20 protein-coding genes are annotated in these 22,576 nt (G+C 67.4%); 7 read left to right on the forward strand and 13 right to left on the reverse strand.

What is annotated here, in order from left to right; translation table 11 throughout:
* Positions 1-74: 74 nt before the first annotated feature.
* The 3 genes from dprE1 to PWF70_RS01410 all read right to left on the reverse strand — a co-directional run bounded on the left by dprE1 (position 75) and on the right by PWF70_RS01410 (position 4,508).
* Positions 75-1,499, reverse strand: a complete 1,425-nt coding sequence (gene dprE1 / locus PWF70_RS01400) for a decaprenylphosphoryl-beta-D-ribose oxidase (RefSeq protein WP_035754284.1) — start codon at positions 1,497-1,499, stop codon at positions 75-77.
* An 88-nt stretch (positions 1,500-1,587) separates the two neighbouring features.
* Positions 1,588-3,207 carry a phytoene desaturase family protein gene (locus PWF70_RS01405; RefSeq protein ID WP_035754286.1) on the reverse strand — a complete coding sequence of 540 codons (1,620 nt, stop codon included), beginning with the start codon at positions 3,205-3,207 and terminating at the stop codon, positions 1,588-1,590.
* Between the two features lie 62 nt (positions 3,208-3,269).
* Positions 3,270-4,508: an alpha/beta hydrolase family protein gene (locus PWF70_RS01410; RefSeq protein ID WP_230461879.1), complete on the reverse strand. Its 1,239-nt coding sequence runs from the start codon at positions 4,506-4,508 to the stop codon at positions 3,270-3,272.
* Between the two features lie 148 nt (positions 4,509-4,656).
* On the opposite strand from PWF70_RS01410, the gene PWF70_RS01415 reads away from it, so the two are divergent.
* From PWF70_RS01415 to PWF70_RS01425, 3 genes are read left to right on the forward strand one after another with little or no spacing between them, the layout of a single operon-like run.
* Positions 4,657-5,487 (forward strand): aldo/keto reductase, encoded by an 831-nt coding sequence (locus PWF70_RS01415; RefSeq protein ID WP_035754289.1) that lies wholly within the window; start codon positions 4,657-4,659, stop codon positions 5,485-5,487.
* Positions 5,488-5,508: 21 nt separating this feature from the next.
* Positions 5,509-6,027, forward strand: a complete 519-nt coding sequence (locus PWF70_RS01420) for a GtrA family protein (RefSeq protein WP_081474330.1) — start codon at positions 5,509-5,511, stop codon at positions 6,025-6,027.
* A gap of 19 nt (positions 6,028-6,046) precedes the next feature.
* Complete coding sequence (locus PWF70_RS01425; RefSeq protein WP_035754291.1) at positions 6,047-7,450, forward strand: phytoene desaturase family protein; 1,404 nt, start codon at positions 6,047-6,049, stop codon at positions 7,448-7,450.
* A gap of 1 nt (position 7,451) precedes the next feature.
* Here PWF70_RS01425 and PWF70_RS01430 read toward each other — a convergent pair whose 3' ends face one another.
* The 4 genes from PWF70_RS01430 to PWF70_RS01445 form a co-directional block, all read right to left on the reverse strand.
* On the reverse strand, positions 7,452-10,034 hold the full coding sequence (locus PWF70_RS01430; RefSeq protein ID WP_035754294.1) for an ABC transporter ATP-binding protein/permease: 2,583 nt from the start codon (positions 10,032-10,034) through the stop codon (positions 7,452-7,454).
* Positions 10,031-10,996 carry an ABC transporter permease gene (locus PWF70_RS01435; RefSeq protein WP_035754296.1) on the reverse strand — a complete coding sequence of 322 codons (966 nt, stop codon included), beginning with the start codon at positions 10,994-10,996 and terminating at the stop codon, positions 10,031-10,033. Before PWF70_RS01435 ends, PWF70_RS01430 begins: the two co-directional genes overlap by 4 nt.
* 1 nt (position 10,997) lies before the next feature.
* The gene (locus PWF70_RS01440) at positions 10,998-12,605 is read right to left on the reverse strand and encodes an ABC transporter substrate-binding protein (RefSeq protein WP_230461880.1); all 1,608 of its coding nucleotides are present in this window, start codon (positions 12,603-12,605) and stop codon (positions 10,998-11,000) included.
* 321 nt (positions 12,606-12,926) lie between these two features.
* A complete protein-coding gene (locus tag PWF70_RS01445; RefSeq protein WP_035754458.1) occupies positions 12,927-13,709 on the reverse strand; it encodes a helix-turn-helix domain-containing protein in 783 nt (260 codons plus the stop codon).
* A gap of 118 nt (positions 13,710-13,827) precedes the next feature.
* Here PWF70_RS01445 and PWF70_RS01450 point away from each other — a divergent pair, with 118 nt between their 5' ends.
* Positions 13,828-14,181, forward strand: coding sequence for a nuclear transport factor 2 family protein (locus PWF70_RS01450; RefSeq protein ID WP_006358752.1), 354 nt, complete (start codon positions 13,828-13,830; stop codon positions 14,179-14,181).
* Between the two features lie 61 nt (positions 14,182-14,242).
* On the opposite strand, the gene PWF70_RS01455 is transcribed toward PWF70_RS01450, so the two are convergent.
* Both PWF70_RS01455 and PWF70_RS01460 read right to left on the reverse strand, forming a co-directional pair.
* A complete protein-coding gene (locus PWF70_RS01455; protein ID WP_035754460.1) occupies positions 14,243-15,121 on the reverse strand; it encodes a TIGR03619 family F420-dependent LLM class oxidoreductase in 879 nt (292 codons plus the stop codon).
* Positions 15,122-15,214: 93 nt separating this feature from the next.
* The gene (locus PWF70_RS01460) at positions 15,215-15,691 is read right to left on the reverse strand and encodes a winged helix-turn-helix transcriptional regulator (protein ID WP_006358750.1); all 477 of its coding nucleotides are present in this window, start codon (positions 15,689-15,691) and stop codon (positions 15,215-15,217) included.
* Between the two features lie 54 nt (positions 15,692-15,745).
* Between PWF70_RS01460 and PWF70_RS01465 the strand changes: the two genes are divergently transcribed.
* Positions 15,746-16,573: an acyl-CoA thioesterase gene (locus tag PWF70_RS01465; RefSeq protein WP_035754462.1), complete on the forward strand. Its 828-nt coding sequence runs from the start codon at positions 15,746-15,748 to the stop codon at positions 16,571-16,573.
* A complete protein-coding gene (locus tag PWF70_RS01470) occupies positions 16,570-17,979 on the forward strand; it encodes a DHA2 family efflux MFS transporter permease subunit (RefSeq protein ID WP_035754465.1) in 1,410 nt (469 codons plus the stop codon). Before PWF70_RS01465 ends, PWF70_RS01470 begins: the two co-directional genes overlap by 4 nt.
* A 61-nt stretch (positions 17,980-18,040) precedes the next feature.
* Here the strand turns inward: PWF70_RS01470 and glfT1 are convergent, their stop codons facing one another.
* Genes glfT1 through PWF70_RS01490 form a run of 4 tightly spaced genes read right to left on the reverse strand, consistent with a single transcriptional unit; the run spans position 18,041 to position 21,251 of the window.
* The gene (gene glfT1, locus PWF70_RS01475) at positions 18,041-18,958 is read right to left on the reverse strand and encodes a galactofuranosyltransferase GlfT1 (RefSeq protein WP_075863534.1); all 918 of its coding nucleotides are present in this window, start codon (positions 18,956-18,958) and stop codon (positions 18,041-18,043) included.
* Positions 18,955-19,791 carry a galactan export ABC transporter ATP-binding subunit Wzt/RfbE gene (wzt, locus tag PWF70_RS01480; RefSeq protein WP_006358745.1) on the reverse strand — a complete coding sequence of 279 codons (837 nt, stop codon included), beginning with the start codon at positions 19,789-19,791 and terminating at the stop codon, positions 18,955-18,957. Before wzt ends, glfT1 begins: the two co-directional genes overlap by 4 nt.
* Positions 19,792-19,802: 11 nt before the next feature.
* A complete protein-coding gene (gene wzm, locus PWF70_RS01485; RefSeq protein ID WP_006358744.1) occupies positions 19,803-20,666 on the reverse strand; it encodes a galactan export ABC transporter permease subunit Wzm/RfbD in 864 nt (287 codons plus the stop codon).
* A 27-nt stretch (positions 20,667-20,693) separates the two neighbouring features.
* Complete coding sequence (locus PWF70_RS01490; RefSeq protein ID WP_006358743.1) at positions 20,694-21,251, reverse strand: bacterial proteasome activator family protein; 558 nt, start codon at positions 21,249-21,251, stop codon at positions 20,694-20,696.
* A 115-nt stretch (positions 21,252-21,366) separates the two neighbouring features.
* Between PWF70_RS01490 and PWF70_RS01495 the strand changes: the two genes are divergently transcribed.
* Positions 21,367-22,563, forward strand: coding sequence for a cysteine desulfurase-like protein (locus PWF70_RS01495; protein WP_035754467.1), 1,197 nt, complete (start codon positions 21,367-21,369; stop codon positions 22,561-22,563).
* The last annotated feature ends 13 nt before the right edge of the window (positions 22,564-22,576 follow it).

Here is a 22,576-nt window from a genome sequence, read left to right on the forward strand (position 1 = left end):
CGGTCTTCTCGCTTTCGGTGGTCTGCGGCCGGTCGGGCCGCAGAGGTGGTATGGAGGTCGGAACCGGTTGTGGGTCAGGCGAGTTCGAGTCGGCGGCCCATGTCGGACATGAACACGCGGTTGGGGTCGATCCGCCGACGCGTGGCGATCCACTCGTCGATGCGCGGGTACATCGAGTGGAAGGCCGCCGCCGACGTCCGCGAGTCCTTCGCGGTGTAGAGGCGTCCGCCCATGCTCATCACGCGGCGATCGAGATCGTTGAGGAACTCGGCGAGTCCGGCCTTGACCGGGAAGTCCAGGCAGACGTTCCAGCCCTTGAACGGGAAGCTGAGCGGCGCCTTGTTGCCCTCGCCGAAGAGCTTGATCACGTTGAGGAAGCTGACGTGTCCCGACGCCTGGATGTGTTCGATGAGGTTGGTGAACTCGGCCTCGTTGCCGGTGGGCACGATGAACTGGTACTGGCAGAATCCGCCGCCGCGACCGTAGGCGTTGTTCCAGTCACCGAACACGTCGAGCATGTGATAGAACTGCGCCAGATTCTTGACCTTGCCCTCGCTGGGCGGGCCGATCCGGTAATACGCCTCGCCGACCGCGGCGAAACTGAGCTTGTTCGCCAGCCCGCGGGGGAAGACGTCGGGGAACCGCACGAGCGGCTTGTTGTTGAACGACAACGGGTTGTCGCGGTACTTTTCCGGCAGCTCGTCGACGCGCGCGAGGTTGCCGCGCGAGAAGGTGCCGCGGCCGAGCTTCGGGGGTGCGCTGATGGTGTCGAACCAGCCCGAGGCGTACTCGTACCCGTCCTCGAAACCGTCCTGCAGGTGCAGGTCGAGAGTCTCCTGCAGCGACCCGGTGCGCGCGGTGTCGGCGATGAAGTAGGCACTCTCGGTGCGCTTCATCTGGATCTTCGCGCGCAGCACGATGCCGGTGAGGCCGATGCCGCCGACCGTCGCCCAGAACAGTTCGCCGCTCGGGTCGTCGCCGGAGCCGTCCGGGGTGAGCGTCAGGATGCGACCGTCGGCCACGAGGAGCTGCATCTCGACGACGTGGTTGCCGAAGCTGCCCTGGCTGTGGTGGTTCTTGCCGTGGATGTCGTGCGCGATCGCACCACCCACGGTGACCTGACGGGTGCCCGGGAGCACGGGCACCCAGAGGCCGTACGGGAGCGCGGCCTGCATGAGGGTGTCGAGGGAGACGCCGGCGTCGAGGTCGACCGTCGCGGTCTCCTCATCGATGGCGTAGATCCTGGTCAGCGGGGTCATGTCGATCGTGAGACCGCCGCTGTTCTGGCCCGACTCGTTGTAGGAACGGCCGAGCCCGCGGGCGATGACACCGCGCTTGAGGTAGTCCGGCTTGTCCGCGTTGTCGTCGGCGACGCGGGCGACCGCCTCGGCGATGACCTCGGGATACGGCGTGGACAGGACGTGGCCCTCGATCGGGGTGGTGCGAGACCAACCCACCAGCTTGCGGGTCGTGATCGGCAGCAACTCTTCAGTAGACATCGCTGAAGAGAGTACTCGGCCGCGGTGGGCCGCCGATGAGAGACGACGTGCGACAGGTGTCGCACTTTCGCGAGGCTGTGGCGTCGGGCTACCGCAGCACGCCGAGTTCGGCCCGTCCCAGCACGGCGGCCGCCGCGTTCCGGCCGGGGATGCCGCTCACACCCCCGCCGCGTCGTGCGCCGGCGCCGCACAGCAGCAACCGCGGATGGCGGGTCTCGACGCCCCAGGTGCCGACCTCCGACGCCGTTTCCGCCCACGGCCACCGCAGCGACTGATGGAAGATATTGCCGCCGGGCAGCCCGAGCATGTCCTCGAGGTCCTGCGGGGTCTTCGTCTCGATGCACGGGCGGCCGTCGAGGTCGTGGGCGATGACGTTCTGGATCGGCTCGGCGAGCAGCATGTTGAGCGAGGCGAAGGTCGCGCCCACCGCGTGCTCGACGGCGCCCGGTTCGTCGAACACGTCCGGTGGCATATGCAGACCGAACAGCGTGAGCGTGTGCTTGCCGTCGAGTTCGGGTCCGAGGATGGACCGGTCGGAGAGGGTGTGGCAGTAGATCTCGCAAGGCGGCAGCTCAGGGACCTCGCCCCGGGTGGCCTGCCGCCAGGCGTCGTGGAGCTGACTCGCGGTCTCGTTGATGTGGAAGGTGCCGGCGAACGCGGCCTCGGGTGTCACTGACTCGTCGCGGAGGCGGGGGAGACGGTCGAGGAGGAGGTTGATCTTCAGCTGCGAGCCGCGGGGATGGGCCTCGCAGACGATCGGATCGTCGAGCAGTGTGTTGAGGACCTGCGGTGCGTAGGCGGCGTAGAGCATCGAGCCGCGTGCGTTGTGCGGCGTGCCGCCCGAATCGGTGAACTCGACGGTCCCGTCAGCCGGATCGACGCCCGACACCGCGACCCCGGTGCGGATCTCGGCGCCCGCCGACGTCGCGGCCTGGTACAGCGCACCCGAGACCGCACCCATGCCCCCGACCGGGACGTCCCAGTCGCCGGTCCCACCGCCGATCACGTGGTAGAGGAAGCAGATGTTCTGCCGCAGCGACGGGTCGTCGAGATCGGCGAACGTGCCGATCAGGCCGTCGGTGGCGGCGATGCCGCGCAGCAGGTCGTCGTCGAAGTACTGGCCGAGCAGGGTGCCGAGCGGCAGGGTGGTGAGCGCCTCCCACAGCTCGGCGTCGGAGGTGTCGGTGCCGACGGCGAGTTCGTGCATGTCGGCGGCGGTGCGCAGCGGTTCGATCAGGGTGGGGAAGACGCGCTGCGCGATGGTCCCGACACGGCGGTAGAAGGACTGCCACGCCACGAAACCGGCGTTGGAGAATCCCACGGCGTCGGCGCCGACGCGGTCGGCGCGCAACACCCGCCGGAACGATTCCGCGGTCGCGTCGTCGTCCTGGGTGTCGATGAGGATGCCGCGCGTCGGGTCCGACGGGAGCGGCGTGTACGAGGAGTAGCGGCGTCGGATCAGCGAGATGTCGAGGTCGAGGTCGGTGATGATCTCGCGCGGCATCAGCGAGACCAGATACGAGAACCGCGACAGTTGGGCCGCGAGACCGGGGAAGGGCATCGCCGAGACGGTCGCCCCGCCGACATGATCGGCCTTGTCCAGGACGAGGACCCGACGACCGGCGCGCGCGAGATAGGCGGCGGCGGTCAGACCGTTGTGCCCAGCGCCGATGATGACGTCGTCATAGAAAGCAACTGCGGTGCCCATCGGTCCTGTGCCCATCGTTCAAAGGGTCTCAGATCGATGGACACCGCAGCGGTGATTTCGGGTCAGCGCAGGATGCGGGCCACGAACGGGGTCGAGTCCTTCATCGAGGCCAGAACCGCGCTGGAGTGGTCGTCCTCGGGGTAGACGAACAGCTCGACGGGCTGGTTGTTGGCCTTCATCTGTGCGTAGAGCGACAGCGCCGACGGTGCCGGCACATCGACGTCACGCAGGCCCTGTCCGAGGAAGATCGGGCGGTCGTAACCCTTGTACGGAGTCGCCATGTACTCGTGCAGTGCCGGGCTCAGACCCGGGATCGACATGAGCGGTGCGCGGAACCAGGTCCGCACGTCGTCACCGGCGAGTGCCTGCTTGAGGATCGGGTAGCAGGTGGTGCGACCCTCGGCCAGGCGTGCGATGCCCTTGGGCGTCATGACCTTGGTGATGTTCATGTCGGGACGGGTGTCGTTGAACCCGGCCAGGATGTAGGCGGTGTAGGCGTTCAGGCCGCCGGGCAGGTTCACCGGCGGGACGGCCGGTCCCAGGTTCTGGTACAGGTACTCGAGGTTGGCCGGGATGCCGGTGGCGACGACGCCGCGGTAGTCCAGACCCGAGCCACGGCTGAACTCGGTGGCGTAGCGGGCGCCGTTCAGTGCGGCGGCCGCACCCTGTGACTGTCCGATGATGGCCCAGCGCTTGGCGAACGGCAGATCCATCTGATGCGACGCGACGACGATGTCGACGATCGCGTGCGCCGCGGTGACGCCGTTCAGGTAGGCCATCAGGCCCGGGGTGCCGAGACCGACATAGTCGGCGGCGACGACGGCGTAACCCTGCTGGAGCCAGTGGCCCAGGTACTTCTGGTCGCGCTCGCTGCGCGGGAACGCCGACGGCGTGCAGTCGTCGTTCATGCCGACGGTGCCGTGCGCCCAGGAGATGATCGGCCAGCCACCGGCGGGTGCCTTGCCCTTGGGCAGGAAGACCGCGCCGGTGCCCGTCGCCATCTTGCCGTGCTGGTTCAGCGACGAGTACTGGATGCGGTAGGCGTCACCGGCCGCGGGGAGGTTGAGCTCCGCGGCGAGCGGGACCCGGGAGATGAGGGTGCCCGCCTTGGCCGGGATGGGGCCCGAGTACTCGGTGACGTCCAGGCCCGACCAGTTCGGGATGCCGACGGAAACCGCGTCATCCGCGTGTGCCGGGGCGGTCGATCCGAACGCGAGCAGGACCATGCCGAGGCCGGTGATGACGGAGACGAGTGTTCGCGTGGTGCGCGACACCGGTGATCTGGACGTGAGGGCAGACATGTTCAGAACAGTAAAGGTACTCATGTGCCGCGTACACCTCAGGACGGTGAGTATTCGTGCCGTACCGGAGCGGTTTCCGTGCCCCCCTCGGTTTCCAGTTTGGTCTCGGCGGAGCGAACGGGGGTCGCGGCCGACCTATCCTTGTCGGGTGGACATCCCCTCGGTCGAGCTCAGCAACGGTCGGTCGATTCCTCTCGTGGGACTCGGCACCTACAACATGCTCGGCCGGCCGTGCATCGGCGCGGTCAGCGCCGCACTCAAGGCTGGATACCGACTCCTCGACACCGCTCCCCGCTACAGCAACGAGCTCAGTGTCGGCATGGGCGCGCACGGTTCGGGCATCGCTCGTGACGAGGTCATCGTCCAGACCAAGCTCAGCGGCGGTGACCAGGGTTTCGACGAGGCGATCAACGCCGCCAAGGAAAGCGCGCGTCGGCTCGGTGTCGGCTACATCGACGTCTATCTGATCCATTGGCCGTGCCCGAGTCTCGGACGCACGGTCGAGTCGTGGAAGGCGCTGCTCACCCTGGCCGACGAGGGTTACGTCCGCACGCCCGGTGTCTCGAACTTCAAACCTCATCAGCTCCAGGCGCTGTTCGACGAGACGGGGCGCTGGCCGGTGCTCAACCAGATCCAGTGCTCACCGGCACTGCCACGGACCGAGCTCCGTGAATTCATGGCGGAGAAGGGGATTCACGCACAGGCGTGGCATCCGACCGGCCGTAAGGAAGGTGTCCTGGGCGACCCGGCAATCCTGCGGATCGCCCGCAAGTACGGCAAGTCGCCGACTCAGATCGCGCTGCGGTGGGCGGTGCAGCACGGCATCAGCGTCGTGCCGAAGTCGTCGCACGCGGGCCGTCAGCTCGAGAACGCGGACCTCTTCGATTTCGCCCTCGACGACGCGGACCTCGCCGACCTCGCCTCGCTGGACCGCGGCGAACGCGCCGCCCGGGACTCGGACGTCGACGAGGAGTTCTAGCTCGTCCGCTAGGGTGTCAGCGTGTCTCGACCCGACTCCGGCAACGACGAACCCGCAGGTGACGTCCCTCACGATCACCACGAGGACTTCACGACGCGGCATGCGCCGATGCCGATCGAACTGCCCTTCGACGACGAAGAGGCGTCGACCGATGTCGACCTGAAGACGCAGCTGATCCGCTTCGTCGTCACCGGCGCCGGGTCGGCGGTTCTCGACTTCGGGCTGACGCTGTTCCTGCAGTACATCGTCGGGACCCCGGACTGGGTCGCCAAGGCATTCGGCTTCATCCTCGGCACCACCGTCGCGTACCTGATCAACCGGCGCTGGACGTTCCGCGCCGAGCCGAGCGCCGCCCGCTTCACCGCGGTCGTGCTCCTCTACCTGGTCACCTTCGCGGTCAACGTCGGTCTGTACAGCTGGTTGTCGTCGCTGTGGGACAAGACGGCCCTCTACTCGGCGATCGCCTTCGTCATCGCGCAGGGCACCGCGACGGTGATCAACTTCGTGGTCCAGCGGGCGGTCATCTTCAAGATCCGCTGATCGCGGCTACCGTGGCGGCATGCGAAGAGCCGTCGTAGTCGGAGCAGGACCCAACGGACTCGCGGGCGCGGTCCGGCTCGCCCAGGCGGGTCTGGAGGTGACCGTGCTGGAGGCCGCCGACGAGATCGGTGGCGGCACACGCAGCGCGGAGCTGCTCGAGCCCGGCATCGTGCACGACATCTGTTCGGCCTTCCACCCGCTCGGTGCGGCGTCTCCATATCTGCGAACCCTCGGGCTCGAGCAGTACGGCTTGCGCTTCCTCCGGCCGGAGATCGACGCCGCGCATCCCCTCGACGACGGCACCGCCGGCCTGTTCTACCAGTCGGTCGAGAAGACCGCCGCCGGGCTCGGCGCCGACGGTCGACGGTGGCGCGCGATCTTCGGGCCCGTGGCGAAACGCTTCTCCACCATCGCCGACGACGCGCTCGGTCCCATGCTGCGAATCCCGCGGCATCCGCTGGATTTCGCCGGCTTCGCAGTCCGTTCGGGACTCCCGGCGACCCTGCTGGCCCGAGCCTTCTCCACCCCGCAGGCACGCGCGTTGTTCATCGGTATCGCCGCGCATCCGTTCGTGCGGCTGAACCGGATCGGGACCGCTGCGGGCGGCGTGATGCTCACCGCGGCCGGCCACGTCGAGGGCTGGCCGGTGGCCGAGGGCGGCTCTGCCGCGATCACCCGGGCGCTCGCCGCGAAGCTGGCCGATCTCGGCGGCCGGATCGAGACCGGCACCACCGTGACCAGCCGCGCCGACCTCGATGCCGACATCGTCCTGCTCGACACCGACCCCACAGCGGCGCAACGCATCCTCGGCACCGAACAGCCGTCGCGTACCGCCCGGAGCTATCGTGGGCATCGGGGCGGACCGGGGGCGTTCAAGGTGGACTATGTCGTCGAGGGCGAGGTCGGGTGGACCGCCCCGGGATGCGACCGTGCCGGCGTCATCCATCTCGGCGGCACCATGGAACAGGTGGTGAGAGCGGAGAACACGGTCCTCGACGGCCGGATGCCCGACGATCCGTTCGTCCTCATCGGCCAGCAGTGGCTTGCCGACCCCTCCCGGGCGAAGGGTGATCGGAAACCGTTGTGGGCCTACGCCCATGTGCCGCGCGGGTACACCGGCGACGCGACCGAGGCGGTCACCGCGCAGATCGAGCGCTTCGCACCGGGATTCTCCTCGCGCATCCGCGCCTCCCGGAGCATCGGTCCAGCCGAGCTCGAGGTCGAGAACCCGAACTACGTCGGCGGCGACATCGGCGGCGGACGGAATGATCTGTGGCACCTCGTCGCCCGGCCCCGGTTGTCCCCCAACCCGTACGCCACCGGCGTGGACGGCGTGTACCTGTGTTCGTCCTCGACTCCTCCGGGCGGGGGAGTGCACGGCATGTGCGGATACCGCGCCGCGGAGGCGGCGTTGCGCGGGTAGATCACGCGCGCTGCGGAACCTCCGGCGGGACGGCGGCGAGAAGACTTCGTGTGTAGTCGGTTTCGGGGTCGTGCATGATCTGCGATGCCGGGCCGGTCTCGACGACCTTGCCCTTCTGCATCACCGCGACGGTGTCGCTGATCTGTTCCACGACGGCGAGGTCGTGCGCGATGAACAGGAAGGTCAGATCCTTCTCGCGCTGCAGGCCGCGTAGCAGTTCGAGAACCCCCGCCTGCACCGAGACGTCGAGCGACGCGGTCGACTCGTCGAGGATGAGGATCTCCGGCTCGGACGCCAGAGCTCGCGCGATGCAGACGCGTTGACGCTGGCCGCCGGACATCTCGTGCGGGTACCGGCCGAGGAACGAGGAGTCGAGGCTGACGTCGTTCAGAAGTTGCTCCGCACGGCTCCGCATCTCGTTGCGGCCCGAAGCCAGGCCGTGGGCGCGGAGCGGTTCGGCGATCGACGCGGCGACCGTCATCCGCGGGTCCAGCGGCGCGGTCGGATCCTGGAAGACCATTGCGACCCGGCGCCGGAGAAGTGCTTCGTCCGCGCCCCGGACGCCCACCGCCTCGACCTCGCGTCCGTCGACCGACACCGTCACGCTTCCGGTCACCGTCGTCCCCTGACCGGACTCGATCAGGCCGGTGACAACGCCTGCGACCGTGGACTTCCCCGAACCCGATTCGCCGACGATGCCGAGAGTCCGACCGCGCGCCACCTCGAGGTCCACCCCGTCGATCGCGTGCACAATGCTCCGGCCCGTCGGTCCGCGCACCACGTACTCGACGCCGAGCCCGCTCACCTGCAGGACGGGTTTCTCGGCGACTTCCTTCGTCAGCCCCCGGTCGGCGTCGCGTTCCTCGACCTTGCTCAGCAACGGCCGCGAGTCGAGGAGCTTCTTGCTGTACTCGTCCCGCGGGTCGTCGAAGAGTGCTGCCACGTCGCGGCTTTGGACGATGCGACCCGAACGCATGACCATGACACGGTCGGCGATCCGACCGATCACCCCGAGGTCGTGGCTGATCCACACCACCGCCATGCCGCGTTTGCGCTGGAGGTCGGCGACGAGATCGATGATCTGCGCCTGGGTGGTCACGTCGAGGGCCGTGGTCGCCTCGTCGGCGATGAGCAGGTCGGGGTCGCAGGCAAGGGCGATCGCGATCATCACGCGCTGGCGCTGGCCGCCCGACAGTTGGTGCGGGTATGCGCGCAAACGGCTTTCGGGGTCGGGCAGATTGACGTCGCGCAGCAACTGGAGTGCGCGGTCATGTGCCTCGGCGCGACCGAGGCCGAGGTGCCGGCGTGGTCCCTCGGTGAGCTGCTGCTCGACGGTGAGAAGCGGATTGAGGCTCGACGACGGGTCCTGGAAGACGAAGCCCACTCGTATTCCGTGAAGGGCACGCAGCGTCGACGGGGTGGCGCCGACGATCTCGGTGGTGCCGAGTCGAGCCGATCCGCGCACGTAGGCGCTCGGGGCGTCGAACAGACCCGTTGCGGCGAGCACGCTCAACGACTTTCCCGAACCGCTCTCGCCGACGATGCCGAGAGTCTCGCCGCGTGCGACCGTGAAGCTGATGCCGTGCACGATCTCCCGCGGTCCGACCCCGACGATGAGGTCTTCCACGTCCAGCACCGAATCCTCGGCGACTGCGCGTGCCGGCTTCGGCGTCGCCGTCGCGACGGTGACGGACGTGCGGTCGTATCCCCGGTTGCGCAGCAGCGTGCGCTGCCGTGGGTCGAGCACGTCGCGCACCCCGTCGCCGACCAGGTTGAACGCGAACACGGTGAACAGGATCGCGAGACCGGGGAAGACGCCCATCCACCATGCGGTGGTGATGAAACCCTGCGCATCGAAAAGCATGCGGCCCCATGACGGATCGGGCGGCTGGACACCGAGGCCCAGGAAGGACAGTGCGGCCTCCGACAGGATGGCGAACGCGAGAGAGATCGAGGTCTGCACGATGACCGGCCCCGAGATGTTCGGCAGCACATGGCTGAACAGGATGCGGGACGTACGCACCCCCATCGTCCGGGCCGACTGCACGTACTGGGTCTGCCGCACCCGCAACGTGTCCGCGCGGGCGACCCGAGCGAAGATCGGGATGTAGACGACGCCGATGGCGATCATCGCCGATGTGACCCCGGGCCCCAGGACCGCGACGATCGCCAGTGCCAGGAGGAGCACGGGGAACGAGAACACCACGTCGACGATGCGCATGAGCGCCGTGTCGAGCACCCCGCCGGCGAAACCCGCGACCATCCCGAGGATCACGCCGACCGTGAGGGAGATCGCCACGGCGATCACCGCGACCCGCAAGCTCACCGACGCCGCGAGCACGACCCGGGAAAAGACGTCGCGACCGAGGTCGTCGGTGCCGAACAGATGCGACCAACTCGGTGCCTGCAGCGCGTTCGGCACGTCGATCGCGTTGGCGCCGTACGGGGCGATCAGCGGACCGAAGATCGCGGCGACGACGACGACCGCGATGATGACCAGGCCCGCGACCGATGCGCGATTGCGGAGCAGCAGGCGCCAGGCCGAATCTGTGGCGGCGGGAGGGTCGGGTGCGGTGGGTGTCATGACAACCGGATCCTCGGATCGATGACGGCGTAGAGGATGTCCACGACGAGGTTCACGAGCAGGAAGATCACCGCGATCAGCAGGATGGCTCCCTGCAGCACCGGGTAGTCGCGGGCCGCGACCGAGTCGTAGACCAGCAGTCCCAGGCCCGGCCAGGCGAACACGACCTCGACGACGATGACGCCACCGAGGAGCCCGGCGAACTGGATACCGGAGATGGTGAGGACGGGCACCAGCGCGTTGCGACCCACGTGGTCGAGAAGGATCCGTCTGTTGCTCAGACCCTTTGACTCGGCGGTGGTGACGAACGGCGTGTTCACGACCTCGAGCACCGACGATCGGACGTACCGCGTCATGATCGCGCCCGTCACGACCCCGACCGTCACCGCGGGCAGGACGAGATGCTCGAACCAACCGAGCGGCCCGTCGGCGAACGGCTGGTATCCCGCCGACGGCAGCCAGCCGAGCGCGGTCGAGAAGAGACCGATCAGCAGGATGCCCATCCAGAAGTCCGGGACCGAGATGCCGAACTGGCTGATGACGCGAATGACGTTGTCGGCCAGTCGGCCTTCGCGGAGAGCCGCCCACGACCCCAGCGGGATCGCGATGAGCAGTGCCACCACGATGGCGGCGAGGGCGAGCGTGATGGTGGCGGGCAACCGGTCGAACAGCATGGTCGTGACGGGTTCGCTGTTGCGAAAGCTCACCCCGAGACCGCCGGTGAAGGCATTGCCGACGTAGGCGAACAGTTGGTTGGCGAGCGGCTGATCCAGGCCGGATGCACTGCGAAGCGCCTCATACGATTCCGGCGTGTAGCGCGTGCCGAGTGCGATGCGCACCGGGTCGCCGGGCACGATCTGGATCAGGAAGAACACCGCGACGATCACCCCCAGCAAGACGGCGACGGTGTAGGCGAGCCGGATGAGGATGAATCGCACCAGCGGGGAATGCAGCGCGGTCACATCAACTCCTCTCCAGCCGGGCGGACCGGAACCGGACGGCTTTGTCGGACCGGACCGTGTATCCGTGGAGCTCCTTCGAAAACGCCTGCGTGGCAGACGGGTTGTAGAGGTACAGGTAACTCACGTCGTCGGCGATCCGGCCGGCCGCGTCGGCGTAGATGCCCTTGCGGGTTTCGACGTCGAGTTCGGTGCGTCCCCGGTCGAGTAAGGCGTCCACCTGCGGGTTCGAGTACTGCTGCGCGTTCGACGTTCCCGCCGAATGATGCTGGGCGTAGTAGAAGTCGTCGGGGTCGATGTTGCCGAGCCAGCCGAGCAGCAGGGCGTCGAAGTCGCCGGCGGCCTGCCGGTCGAGCCACGCGCCGAAGTCGAGTTGCTCGATCTTGACGGCGATGCCGACGTCGGACAGGTTCGACGCGATGACCTGCGCCGCGGTCACGGTCTCGGGGTACTCGGTGGTCACCATGAGCCGCATGTCCATCGACCGGATACCGGCCTGGCGCAACAGGTCTTTCGCCTTGTCGACGGCTTGGGCGCGGTCGAGGCCCGCGGTGTAGCGGTCGTAGGGGGCAAACCAGGGGCTGGTCGAGGGGATCGCGAGTTCGTTGGGTGTGGCGGTGCCGTATCCGACGACCTGCGCGATCGATGGTCGGTCGATGGCGTAGGCGACGGCCTGGCGGACGCGGGTGTCCTCGAACGGCTTGGCGTCGAAGTTCATCGTGATGTACCAGTAGTCGTTCGCGACCACCGTGCCGACCTCGAGCGTGTCGTCGCGCGACAGGATGCTCAGCTGCTGCGCGGGAATCGCGTCCGTCCAGTCGATCTCACCGGATCGGAGTGCCGAGACGGCCGTCGTACCTTGCGAGATGAAGCTGTAGTTCACGCCGTCGATCGCGGGTGGGCCACCCCAGTAGTCGGGGTTGGATTTCAGCACGATCGACGCGCCGGGGGACCGGGACACGAACGAGAACGGGCCCGTACCCACGGGTTTCGTCGCGATCGCGCCTGATTCGACGTTGCGGCGGTTGACGATCGCGAGTCCTTTGAAGCCGCCGATGTTGGTCAGCAGGTTCGGGGTGGGTTCCCGGACCGTGAACTGCACGCGTCGGTCGTCGAGTGCGGTGATCGTCTCGATGGCCTCGAGTTTCCAGGCGTTCGAGAGTTCTTCGTCGAGGATGCGGCGGAAGGAGTACTCGACGTCGGCTGCGGTCAGCGGATCGCCGTTGTGGAACGTGACCCCCGGGCGCAGGAGGAAAGTCCACTGCCTGGCGTCGGGGCTCACCTCCCAGCTCTCGGCGAGAGATGGTTGCATCTGCAGGTTCTCGTCGGGTTCGACGAGGGTGTCGAAGACGTTCTCGAGTACCTCGAAGGTGAAGTACGAGCTGGATTTCTGCGGATCGAGCTGATCGGGTTCGCCTGCTATGGCGACCCGCAAGGTATTCGGCGAGACGGACGACCCGCCGCATGCGGCGAGTGCCGAGGCGCCGAGAAGCGCGGTACCGGTGACCCCCGCGGCCTTGAAGAAGGTACGCCTGTTCAGGCGAGACGAACCGTTCACCCGACCGGCACCCTGCGTCGACCACGAGGCCGACCCACCGGGTGAATCGGTCATCGCTGTCCTCCCACCCGGTGATTGCTCACACCTGGGGTCTGCATTGTCCGTGTCTGCAGTCTGCCCCAGGGGGAGGTGCCGTGCAACAGCGCCGACCGGTGCCCCCCAGTGGCAGCATCGAAGCGCAGTTGCTGGGCGACACCAGTCGCCTGATCCGAAAGCGGCACTCTCAGAAGGACAATCATGACCTCGGAGGTGATCGCGAAGTCGCATGATGTCGGACAGCATGGGCCTCGCCGTCTTTCCGCGGATGCGAGGCGAGACTCGCCGGCCTGGCTTGGGCCGGGTGCTCAGCGCGTGCGGAGGCCGCTCAGTTTCCTGTCACCGACTCAGCAGCTGCCGCGTGGTGTCGTCCGCGGGTACGAAAGTCTCGAGATGGAGCCCACGGAGGGTGACGTCTGATGCACTCTCGATCTGGCTGGTCACGCTGAAGAGCCGGAGTACATCGTCGCCTACCTCGATCTCCATCGGGATGACAGGGTCGACCAGCGATCGGGCGGGTGGAGTTCCGTCGGAGGGGTAGGCGGTGACGTCCTCCAGGAGTGAGACCAGGTCGGGGTCACCGCCGGTGTGGGCGATGCGCTGCTCGAGTTGGTGAATCAGGTGTGTTCGCCAAGCGGGCAGGTTGCGGATGCGCGGCGCGAGTCCTCGCGGGTGCAAGCAGAGCCGGATCACGTTCAGCGGCGGCTCGATCAGACCGGGATCACAACCGGTGACCAGCGCATCGACGGGCTCGTTGGCATCGACGACGTCCCAATGGTCATCGAGGAGCAAAGCGGGGTACGGCGCGTGGGCGTCCAACAAGCGCCGCAGTCCGGCCATCACCGGCGCGAGCGCCTCGTCGTCGGTGGCACGGTGCGGATAGCGAGGAGCGTAGCCTCCGGCGAGCAGAAGTCGATTCTGCTCGCCCATGGGTACCCGCATCACCTCTGCCAGACGGACAATCATCTCCGGTGTCGGCCGGGACCGTCCGTTCTCGACGAAGCTCAGATGCCGGGTGCTCACCTCCGCCTGCGTGGCGAGGGCGAGCTGGCTGAGGGATCGCAGCTCGCGCCAGCGGCGCAATTCATTGCCGACCGATGGAGTTGTCGCCGTCGAAGTCATGCCCCGAGCGTAGGCAGTCCGGATCAGGACGACCATGACCTCGCGGGTAATCGACCGCCGGTCGACCAGCGGTGAGACTTCGGGTGCAGCTCATTCGAGAAAAGACAAGGAAGACACCATGAAAGAAATTGTCACCCGTTACCTCGACACCTGGAACGCCACCGACGAGGCGGCACGCGCCGAACTTCTCGCCGATCACTGGTCCGAGGATTGCGCGTACGTCGACCCGCTTGCCGAGGTGCAGGGCCGCGAAGCCGTCGGAATGACCATCCAGGCCGTGCATGCCCAGTTCCCGGGCTTCGTGTTCACCTCCGTGGGCGAGGTCGATGCCCACCATCAGCAGGTTCGTTTCCAATGGGGTCTGGGCCCGGACGGCGAGGAGCCGGTCGTCGTCGGTTTCGACGTGGTGGTGGTCGACGCGGACCAGCGCATCCGTGACGTTCGCGGCTTCCTCGACAAGGTGCCTGCCTGACAGCTGGTCGAGGGCCGGCCGCAACGTCGGGGACTGTCACGGAGACCGCTGCACAACCGAATCAGTCGTTGACCTTCGCAATCACGTTGTCGGCGTACCAGTTCAGATGGTCGATCTTGGTCTGCAGCGGTTCGGTGTCCTCACCCATCACGTAGGGCAGGCGGAACCCGACGATCACATCGGTGATCCCCTTGTCCTCCAAGCGCTTACATCCATCGACCGTGTAGGCGTCCATCGAGATCACGTGAATCTCGAACGGATCGTCGATCTTGCCCTCCGCCTTGCGGATCTCGTTGATGCGCTCGAGGAGTGCGTCGAGCTCTTCGGGCGGGCCGCCGCCGTGCATCCAGCCGTCGCCACGGATCACCGCTCGTTTGAGTGCGGCGTCCGCGTGGCCGCCCACGAGCAGCGGGATGGGCTCGGTGGGCGCGGGCGTCATCTTGATCTTCGGGATGTCGTAGAACTCGCCGTGGAACTCGAAGTACTCGCCCGTGGTGAGGCCGCGGATGATGTCCATACACTCGTCCATCCGCTTGCCGCGGCGGCGGAAGTCGACACCCATGAAGTCGTAGTCCTCGGGCCACGGGCTCGTGCCGACGCCGAGGGCGAGGCGGTTACCGGTGAGGAAGGCGACCGAACTGGCCTGCTTGGCGACCAGGGCCGGCGGACGGACGGGAAGTTTCAACACGAACGGGGTGAAGCGGATAGTCGAGGTGACCGCGCCCAGTGCCGCGGCCTGGATGAAGGTCTCGATGAACGCCTTGCCGTCGAGAAACTCGCGATTGCCGTCGGGGGTGTACGGGTATTTGGCGTCCGATTCCTCGGGATAGGCGAGCGAGTCGGGGATGGTGAAGCCGGCGTACCCTGCCTTCTCCGCGGCCTGCGCGAGCGGCGCGTAGTACGACGGGTCGGTCATGGCCTCGGCGAAAGTGAACCGCATCATGCTCCTCAAGGACGTCCAGACGGAACTCTCCCCACAGTAGAACACGTTCTAGTTTGCTCGGGAAGAGTCCGCCATCGACGCAGCTGGGAGCTATCGATGCAACCCGGAAAGCGGGTTGTTCTCCCGCGCGCCCGGCCCCGGGCGAACGCGGAGGTCGGCGAGTTCGACGTGCTCGCCGCAGACCGAGCAGTGCGGCTCGACGGTCATCGTGTCGCCGCAGGTGTGCGTCGACTCCACCGGCGCGCCGTCGTCGGTGGTCCACTTGTCGCCCCATTGCCGTAGCGCGGTGACGACGGTCCACAGGTCACGCCCCTTGTCGGTGAGGCGGTAGTCGTAGCGGACCGGGTTGTCCTGGTAGGGCTCCTTGGTCATCACGCCGTGCTCGACGAGGGTGTCGAGACGCTGGGTCAGGACGTTGCGGGCGATACCGAGCCGCGTCGAGAACTCGTCGAACCGAGTCACGCCGAACAGGGCATCGCGAACGATGAGCAGGGTCCACCACTCGCCGACGATCTCCAGGCTCTGGGCGACCGAGCAGTTCATGTCGGTGAAAGAGGCGCGGCGCATGCCCTCGACGATAGTGGGTTGCGTGAAGCAACTCAACCTGCTTGCTTGAGTTGCATGAAACAACTCAGCAGGCAGTGGAACGCTGCCGGTGGTCTGGCGGGAGAATTCGGGGCGTTGCCGGTCGGTTCGGGGAGGTGGGCGGCAACCATCGACGAGAGTTGGTGGGGCTGGTCGGGCCCGTTCGGCGGGGCGATCGTCGCGCTCGCCGTACACGTCTCAGCCGATGCGGTGCCGGGGGCGTCGGTCCGCGCGGTGGACCTGCGGTTCGTCGGCAAACCGGCCGGCGGCGAACTCATCCTGACGCCGTCGGTCCGTGAGGTCGGCCGGCACACGCGGATCGTCGACGTGGCCGTCACGCAGGGAACCGCCGAGATCGCGATCGCCTCGGTGACGGCGGGGCGGGTCGGCGACGCCGCTGCCGATGACATCGTCGACTTCACGGCGGCCGTGCCGGGTCCGGAAGGGCTCGCGCAGTTCGACATCCCGCCGGAGATCGTCCCCATGGGCGGTCACCTCGACCTTCGCCCGGTCGATGGCCCGCTGCCGCTGACCGGCGCCGACGACCCGTGGATGCGTGCGTGGATCTCGACGCGTGCCCCCATGGCGCTCGACGCGGCCTACCTCGGCCTGCTCGCCGATTGTCTGCCGCCCGCGGTCTTCCCCACACTGACCGCACCCCTGGCCATCCCCACCGTCGCCTTCTCGATGCACATCACCGCAGCGCTCGACGATCCCGAACCGGCGCCGGTCCTCGTGCACACCCGCAACATCTCCACGTCGGGCGGCTGGTCCGTCGACGACACCACCCTCCGTGACCGCAACGGGCGGCTCCTCGCTTCCGCGCGCCAGAGCCGCCGCGTCGTGGGGTGGTCGGCCCGATGACCTCCACGCGTACCGAAACCGACTCCGCCGCAGCGTCACCGGTTCTCGCCCGTCCCGGGCTCACGCTGCTCATCCTGTCCGGCGCCGCGTTCATGGCCAGCCTGGACGTGTTCATCGTCAACGTCGCGTTCGACGACATCAGTGCCGACTTCGACGGCGCGAGCCTGTCCGCGATGTCGTGGATCCTCAACGCGTACGCGCTTCTCTATGCGGCGCTCCTCGTCCCGGCGGGCCGGATCGTCGATCGCTATGGCCGTAAAGGTGGGTTCCTTCTGGGTCTCGCACTGTTCACCGTCGCCAGTGCAGCCTGCGCTGCAGCACAGGGTGTTTGGTGGCTCGTCGCATTCCGTGCGCTGCAGGCCGTCGGTGCGGCGATCCTGACGCCGGCAAGCCTCGGGCTGGTGGTGTCGACATTGCCGCCGGAGCGTCGTGCGCGCGGTGTGAAGATCTGGGCGGCCACCGGTGCGCTCGCCGCCGCTTTCGGTCCCGCTGTGGGAGGCGTGTTGGTGGAGGCGTCGTGGCGGTGGGTGTTCCTGGTGAACATCCCGGTGGGCATCGCCGCTCTCATCGCGGGTGCGCTCGTTCTCGTCCGCTCCCGAAACGATTCTGTGACTGCGTTTCCCGATGCTCTCGGCGCCGGTCTGCTCGTGGTGGCCGTGGGTGGGCTGACCTTGGGTCTGGTGCAGGGGAGTGAATGGGGCTGGTCGGATTCCCGCATCATCGGTGCATGGCTCGTTGCGCTGGTGGCGTTCGCCGGGTTCGTGCTGAGTTCCCGACGCCACGCCGAACCGGTCATCGACCCCGCGTTGTTGCGGGTTCGGGCCTTCTCCTACGCCAACGTGGCCATCCTGCTCGTCTCGATTCCGTTCGCCGGCGCGCTGCTCGCCAACATCCTGTGGTTACAACAGGTCTGGGGGTTCTCGGCGATCACGACCGGGTTGGCGGTGTCCACCGGACCGCTGATGGTCCCGATCTTCGCGGCGGTCGCCGATCGCCTCAATGCGAGGATTCCGGTGGGCGTCATCGTGGCCGCGGGCTGTGTCCTGTTCGCGGTCGGGATCGGGATGGTCGCGCTGTCGGTCGACGCGACCCCGGACTTCGCCACCGAGATGCTGCCCGGCTGGCTCATCGGCGGTGCCGGTGTCGGATTCGCGCTGCCGTCGATCCTGTCCTCCGCGACGGCCGACCTACCCGCCCATCAGGCGGCGACCGGCAGTGCGGTGGTCAGCATGAACCGCCAGATCGGAATGTCGTTGGGTGTCAGCGTGTTCGTCGCGATCGTCGGCACCGCGGTTCTCTACGACGACGTGCACGACGGGTTCGTCTCGGCGTGGTGGGTGCTCGCCGGAATCGGGGTGGTCGGTGGTGTCGCCGCGCTCGGCATGACCCCGCGCGCCGGGCTCTGAAAAAAGTTGCGGCAGTTGGTACCGGAATACGGGACCGACTGCCGCAACAATTCGCGCCGACTCAGGGCCTTGTGAACCGCTCCCGACGACCCAATCCGCGCAGTCGTACCCACTCGGCGAACGCCTTCGGGTCACGTTGCTGCACAAGGAAGAACCAGCCGAAGCGGGCGTACTCCTGGGGGAGCAGCTTGCGCATACCGGGCTGGCTCATGAGGTAGCCGCGGTTGCGGTAGGTGAAATAGCGCTTGGTGTCGTTGTCCGGGTACTGGGTGTGCATGCGGCCACCCAGGATCGGGCGGAACTCCGCGGAACCGTCCGGATGCAGGTAGCCGGCTCGCAGGCAGGTACCGAACTTCACCCCGGAGCGAACCAGACGGCGGTGCACCTCGACCTCGTCGCCGCGGAAGAACAACCGGAGATCGGGGACGCCGACCTGCTCGAGGCATTTCGCCGAGAACAGCGCGCCGTTGAACAGCGACGCGATACCGGGCAGGAGATCGTCAGACTGGGCCTCACCGTCGGCGAAGAGCTCAGAACGCTTGCGGCGCCACACGAGCCCGCGTCGCAGCGGGAAGGCAAGGGTATCCGGGTCGTCGAGGTTGGCGACCACCGGCGACACCTCGTCGAGGTCGTGACGCTTCGCGCAGTCGAGCAGTGTGGAGAGCACCGACGATCCGTCGGGCCGGCCGTCGTCGTCGGCGCACCAGACCCAGTCGGCGCCGAGCGCGAGTGCGTGCAGCATGCCCAGCGCGAACCCGCCGGCGCCACCGAGGTTGCGCTGCGACCCCAGGTACGTGGTGGGAACGGGCTGAGCGGCAACGAGTTCGGCGACCTCGGGCTCGTCGGCGTTGTCGACGACGACAAGGTGGTCGACGGGCCTGTCCTGGCCGGACACCACCGCGAGGGATTCGGCGAGCAGTTCGACGCGACGGTGGGTCACCACCACCGCGATCACCTTCTTCGGCCGGGAACCGCTCACTCGGAAGCCTTCTGCGAATCGGCCTGGACCTGGGCGATCACCTTGCGGACGTGGGCTGCGGCGCCCGGGCCCTCATAGGCCTCGACGACCTCTTCGATGCCGCCCTCCATGCGGACCTCACCCTTGTCGATCCACAGCGCGCGATCGCAGAGCTGGGCGAGGAACTCGTTGGAGTGGCTGGCGAAGACCAGGATTCCGGAACGCTCGACGAGCGCCTGCAGACGACCGCGCGCCTTCTTCATGAAGTCGGCATCGACCGCGCCGATGCCCTCGTCGAGGATGAGGATCTCCGGGTCGATCGACGTCACGACGCCGAGTGCGATGCGGACGCGCATACCGGTGGAGTAGGTGCGCAGCGGCATCTGCAGGTAGTCGCCGAGTTCGGTGAACTCTGCGATGTCGTCGATCTTCTTCAGCATCTCCTTGCGGGTCATGCCCAGGAACATGCCGCGGATGATGATGTTCTCGTAGCCCGAGATCTCGGGGTCCATGCCGACGCCGAGATCGAAGACCGGGGCGACGCGACCATGCACCCGGCAGGCGCCGCGGGTCGGTTCGTAGATACCCGACAGCAGGCGCAGCAGCGTCGACTTGCCGGCGCCGTTGTGGCCGACGAGACCGATGCGGTCGCCGTGTTTGAGGTGCAGGTTGATGTTCTTGAGAGCCTCGACGACCACCACGTTCGACGCGTTGGATCCGATGACACCGCCGGCGGCGCCGATGACGGACTTCTTCAGCGAACGCGTCTTGGCGTCGAAGATCGGGAAGTCGACGCAGGCATCCCACGTGTCGACGCGGACCCGGTTGTCCTCGAGGTTGTTGTTTCTGGCCATCAGTTGAGTCCCTACACCCAGTACGCCACGCGGGCGCGGTAGTTGCGCATCACCAGCATGCCCAGAACCCAGCCGACGGCGGTGCATCCGAGGACGACGGCCCAGTGGTAGAACTCCACCGGTTCGCCGAGCAGCGGTCCGCGCGCGATCTCGAGGTAATGGAACATCGGGTTCAGCTCGACCAGCTTCAGCCGCGACGACGTCTCGCCGGTCGCGCTGCTCAGGCTCGACGTCGTCCAGATGATCGGCGTCATGAAGAACACCAGCTGCACCGCGGTGGTCAGGAGCTGACCGATGTCGCGGAAGCGGGTGGACAGGATGCCGAAGACGATCGTCACCCACACCGCGTTCAGCACGTACAGGCCGATGGCCGGGACGATGAGGAACACGGTCCAGTTCAGCGGCGGTGTGAAGATCGCGAAGATGATCACGATGATCACCACGTTGTGCGCGAAGATGATCAGCGACCGCCACACGACCCGGTAGACGTGGACGCTGACCGGGGCCGGGAGCTGTTTGATCAGGCCTTCGTTCTTCGCGAACACCTCCGCGCCGTCGAGGATCGAGGTCTGGATGAAGTTCCAGAAGATGAAGCCCAGCGCGACGTACGGCAGGAACACCTTGATGTCCATGCCGAACAGTTCGCCGTACAGCAGGCCCATCGCGGTCGCGGTGACGCCGGTGGCGATGGTGATCCAGAGCGGGCCCAGCACCGACCGGCGATACCGCTGCCTGATGTCCTGCCAACCCAGATGGAACCACAGCTCGCGGCTGGCGAGACCGTCGCGGAGGTCCTTGACCGCACGCGCGAAGGTGCGTGACTCAGAACTCTCGGGACGCGCGGGTATCGCGTCGTCGTCTACTACCGCTGACACGAGGAGTCAGCGTACCCGCGCCGGGACTCAGAGGTACTGGCCGGTGCTGTGGCCAGGGCCACCGCCGGGTCCGGGCATGCCCGGGGGCAGTGCACCCTGACGCATCTGTTCGAGCTGGGCGCGGGCCGCCATCTGCTGGGCGAACAGTGCCGTCTGGATTCCGTGGAAGAGGCCTTCCAGCCAGCCGACGAGCTGGGCCTGCGCGATCCGCAGCTCGGCGTCGGACGGAGTCTGATCGTCGGAGAACGGCAGTGCGAGGCGCTCGAGCTCTTCGCGCAGCTCGGGCGCGAGGCCCTCTTCGAGTTCGCGGATCGACGACTCGTGGATCTCGCGTAACCGGTTGCGCGAGGCTTCGTCGAGAGGTGCGGCCCGCACCTCCTCGAGCAGCTGCTTGATCATCGTGCCGATCCGCATGACCTTGGCGGGCTGCTCGACCATGTCGGCGACGCTCGTCGACTCCGACGACTCGTCGCCGGATTTCGGGCCGTCCACGCCTGCGCCCACCACGATCACGTTCTCGGAGTCGCCGGCGCCGAAGGGGCTGCCGGGCGTCGAACCGGGTCCTGGAGTGCCATCGATTGCCATGGCTCCCATTGTGCCCATCCAGATCGACCGAGACCTCGCCGGGCGCGGATCGTTCGGGTACCGGCACTCACCAGAGGCGGTGAACGGCGCGAGTAAGGGCGTCTATCCTCGTGCCATGGCTTTCGACGTCGCCTATGTGCGTGGATTGATTCCATCGCTCGGCGACGGCTGGATTCACCTCGACCCTCAGGCGGGTATGCAGGTTCCGGATTCGGTCGCCACGGCGGTGACCACCAGCTTCCGTCATCTGGCGGCGGCTCCCGGTGGCGTGTACCCGTCGGCCCGCGCCTCCGCGGATGTCACCGACAGCGCTCGACGCGCGATCGCCGATCTCGTGGGCGGCGACGCCGCGGGCGTGGTCCTCGGTCCGTCGCGCTACTCGCTGCTGGCCTGCCTGGCCGAGGCGCTCTCCCCGCACGCGTTCCTGCGCGGCGATGTGGTGGTGACCCGGCAGGACGACGAGCCGAACATCGTTCCGTGGGTCCGCGCGGCCGAGCGGTATGCCGGTCGGATCAGGTGGGCCGAGGTCGACGTCGAGAGCGGTGCGCTGCCCGCCTGGCAGTTCGGTGATCTCATCACTCCGGAGACCGAGGTCGTCGCCGTGACCCTCGCCTCGTCGACGACGGGTGCCATCACCGACATCGGCGAGATCACGCCGCTGGTCCGCGAGGCGGGCGCGCTGTTCGTCGTCGACGCCACCAATGCCGCGCCGTACCTGTCGCTGGACATCCACGAGCTCGGGGCCGACGTCCTGGTGGTCTCCGCCGAACGCTGGGGCGGCCCGCGGATGTCGGCGATGGTGTTTCGCGAACCCCAGGTCATCGACCGGTTACGACTGATGTCGATGGACCCGGGCGCCAAGGGGCCGGCACGACTCGAACCGGAACCCCACCAGGGGTCGATGCTCGCCGGACTGGTGGCCTCGGTCGAACACATCGCGGGACTGGACGAGGATGGCATCGGAAAACGCCGGCGCCGTCTGATCACGTCCCTCGACGGCGTCTACGAGTACCTGCAGCGGCTGACCTATTACCTGGTCACGACGCTGACCCAGCTCAATCACGTCAATGTGGTCGGCACCGAGGAGAACCGGGTGCCGCTGGTGAGCTTCACCGTTGACGGGGTGAGCGCCGACAAGGTGGTGCGTCGCCTCGCCGACAACGGGGTGTGTGCGCTTGCCGACGTCCCTCACCGAGCGCTGGTGCGGATGGGCGCACCCGAGTTCGGGGGTGCCGTCACCGTGGGTCTCGCACCGTATTCGACGCCGTACGAGGTGGACCACCTGGTCCGGACCCTGGGTTCACTCGCCTGAACAGAGGACAGCG

This window comes from Gordonia sp. Swx-4 (assembly GCF_030316175.1).
Classification (GTDB): Bacteria; Actinomycetota; Actinomycetes; order Mycobacteriales; family Mycobacteriaceae; genus Gordonia; species Gordonia alkanivorans.

Coding starts and splice junctions, on each gene's coding strand:
- wzt (WP_006358745.1), bottom strand. CDS start 19,791: ATGGCCAGAAACAACAACCTCGAGGACAACCGGGTCCGCGTCGACACG.
- PWF70_RS01470 (WP_035754465.1), top strand. CDS start 16,570: ATGACCTCCACGCGTACCGAAACCGACTCCGCCGCAGCGTCACCGGTT.
- PWF70_RS01455 (WP_035754460.1), bottom strand. CDS start 15,121: ATGCGGTTCACTTTCGCCGAGGCCATGACCGACCCGTCGTACTACGCG.
- PWF70_RS01495 (WP_035754467.1), top strand. CDS start 21,367: ATGGCTTTCGACGTCGCCTATGTGCGTGGATTGATTCCATCGCTCGGC.
- PWF70_RS01430 (WP_035754294.1), bottom strand. CDS start 10,034: ATGACACCCACCGCACCCGACCCTCCCGCCGCCACAGATTCGGCCTGG.
- PWF70_RS01405 (WP_035754286.1), bottom strand. CDS start 3,207: ATGGGCACCGCAGTTGCTTTCTATGACGACGTCATCATCGGCGCTGGG.
- dprE1 (WP_035754284.1), bottom strand. CDS start 1,499: ATGTCTACTGAAGAGTTGCTGCCGATCACGACCCGCAAGCTGGTGGGT.
- PWF70_RS01450 (WP_006358752.1), top strand. CDS start 13,828: ATGAAAGAAATTGTCACCCGTTACCTCGACACCTGGAACGCCACCGAC.
- PWF70_RS01410 (WP_230461879.1), bottom strand. CDS start 4,508: ATGTCTGCCCTCACGTCCAGATCACCGGTGTCGCGCACCACGCGAACA.
- PWF70_RS01490 (WP_006358743.1), bottom strand. CDS start 21,251: ATGGCAATCGATGGCACTCCAGGACCCGGTTCGACGCCCGGCAGCCCC.
- PWF70_RS01465 (WP_035754462.1), top strand. CDS start 15,746: ATGAAACAACTCAGCAGGCAGTGGAACGCTGCCGGTGGTCTGGCGGGA.
- PWF70_RS01460 (WP_006358750.1), bottom strand. CDS start 15,691: ATGCGCCGCGCCTCTTTCACCGACATGAACTGCTCGGTCGCCCAGAGC.
- PWF70_RS01440 (WP_230461880.1), bottom strand. CDS start 12,605: ATGACCGATTCACCCGGTGGGTCGGCCTCGTGGTCGACGCAGGGTGCC.
- PWF70_RS01425 (WP_035754291.1), top strand. CDS start 6,047: ATGCGAAGAGCCGTCGTAGTCGGAGCAGGACCCAACGGACTCGCGGGC.
- PWF70_RS01445 (WP_035754458.1), bottom strand. CDS start 13,709: ATGACTTCGACGGCGACAACTCCATCGGTCGGCAATGAATTGCGCCGC.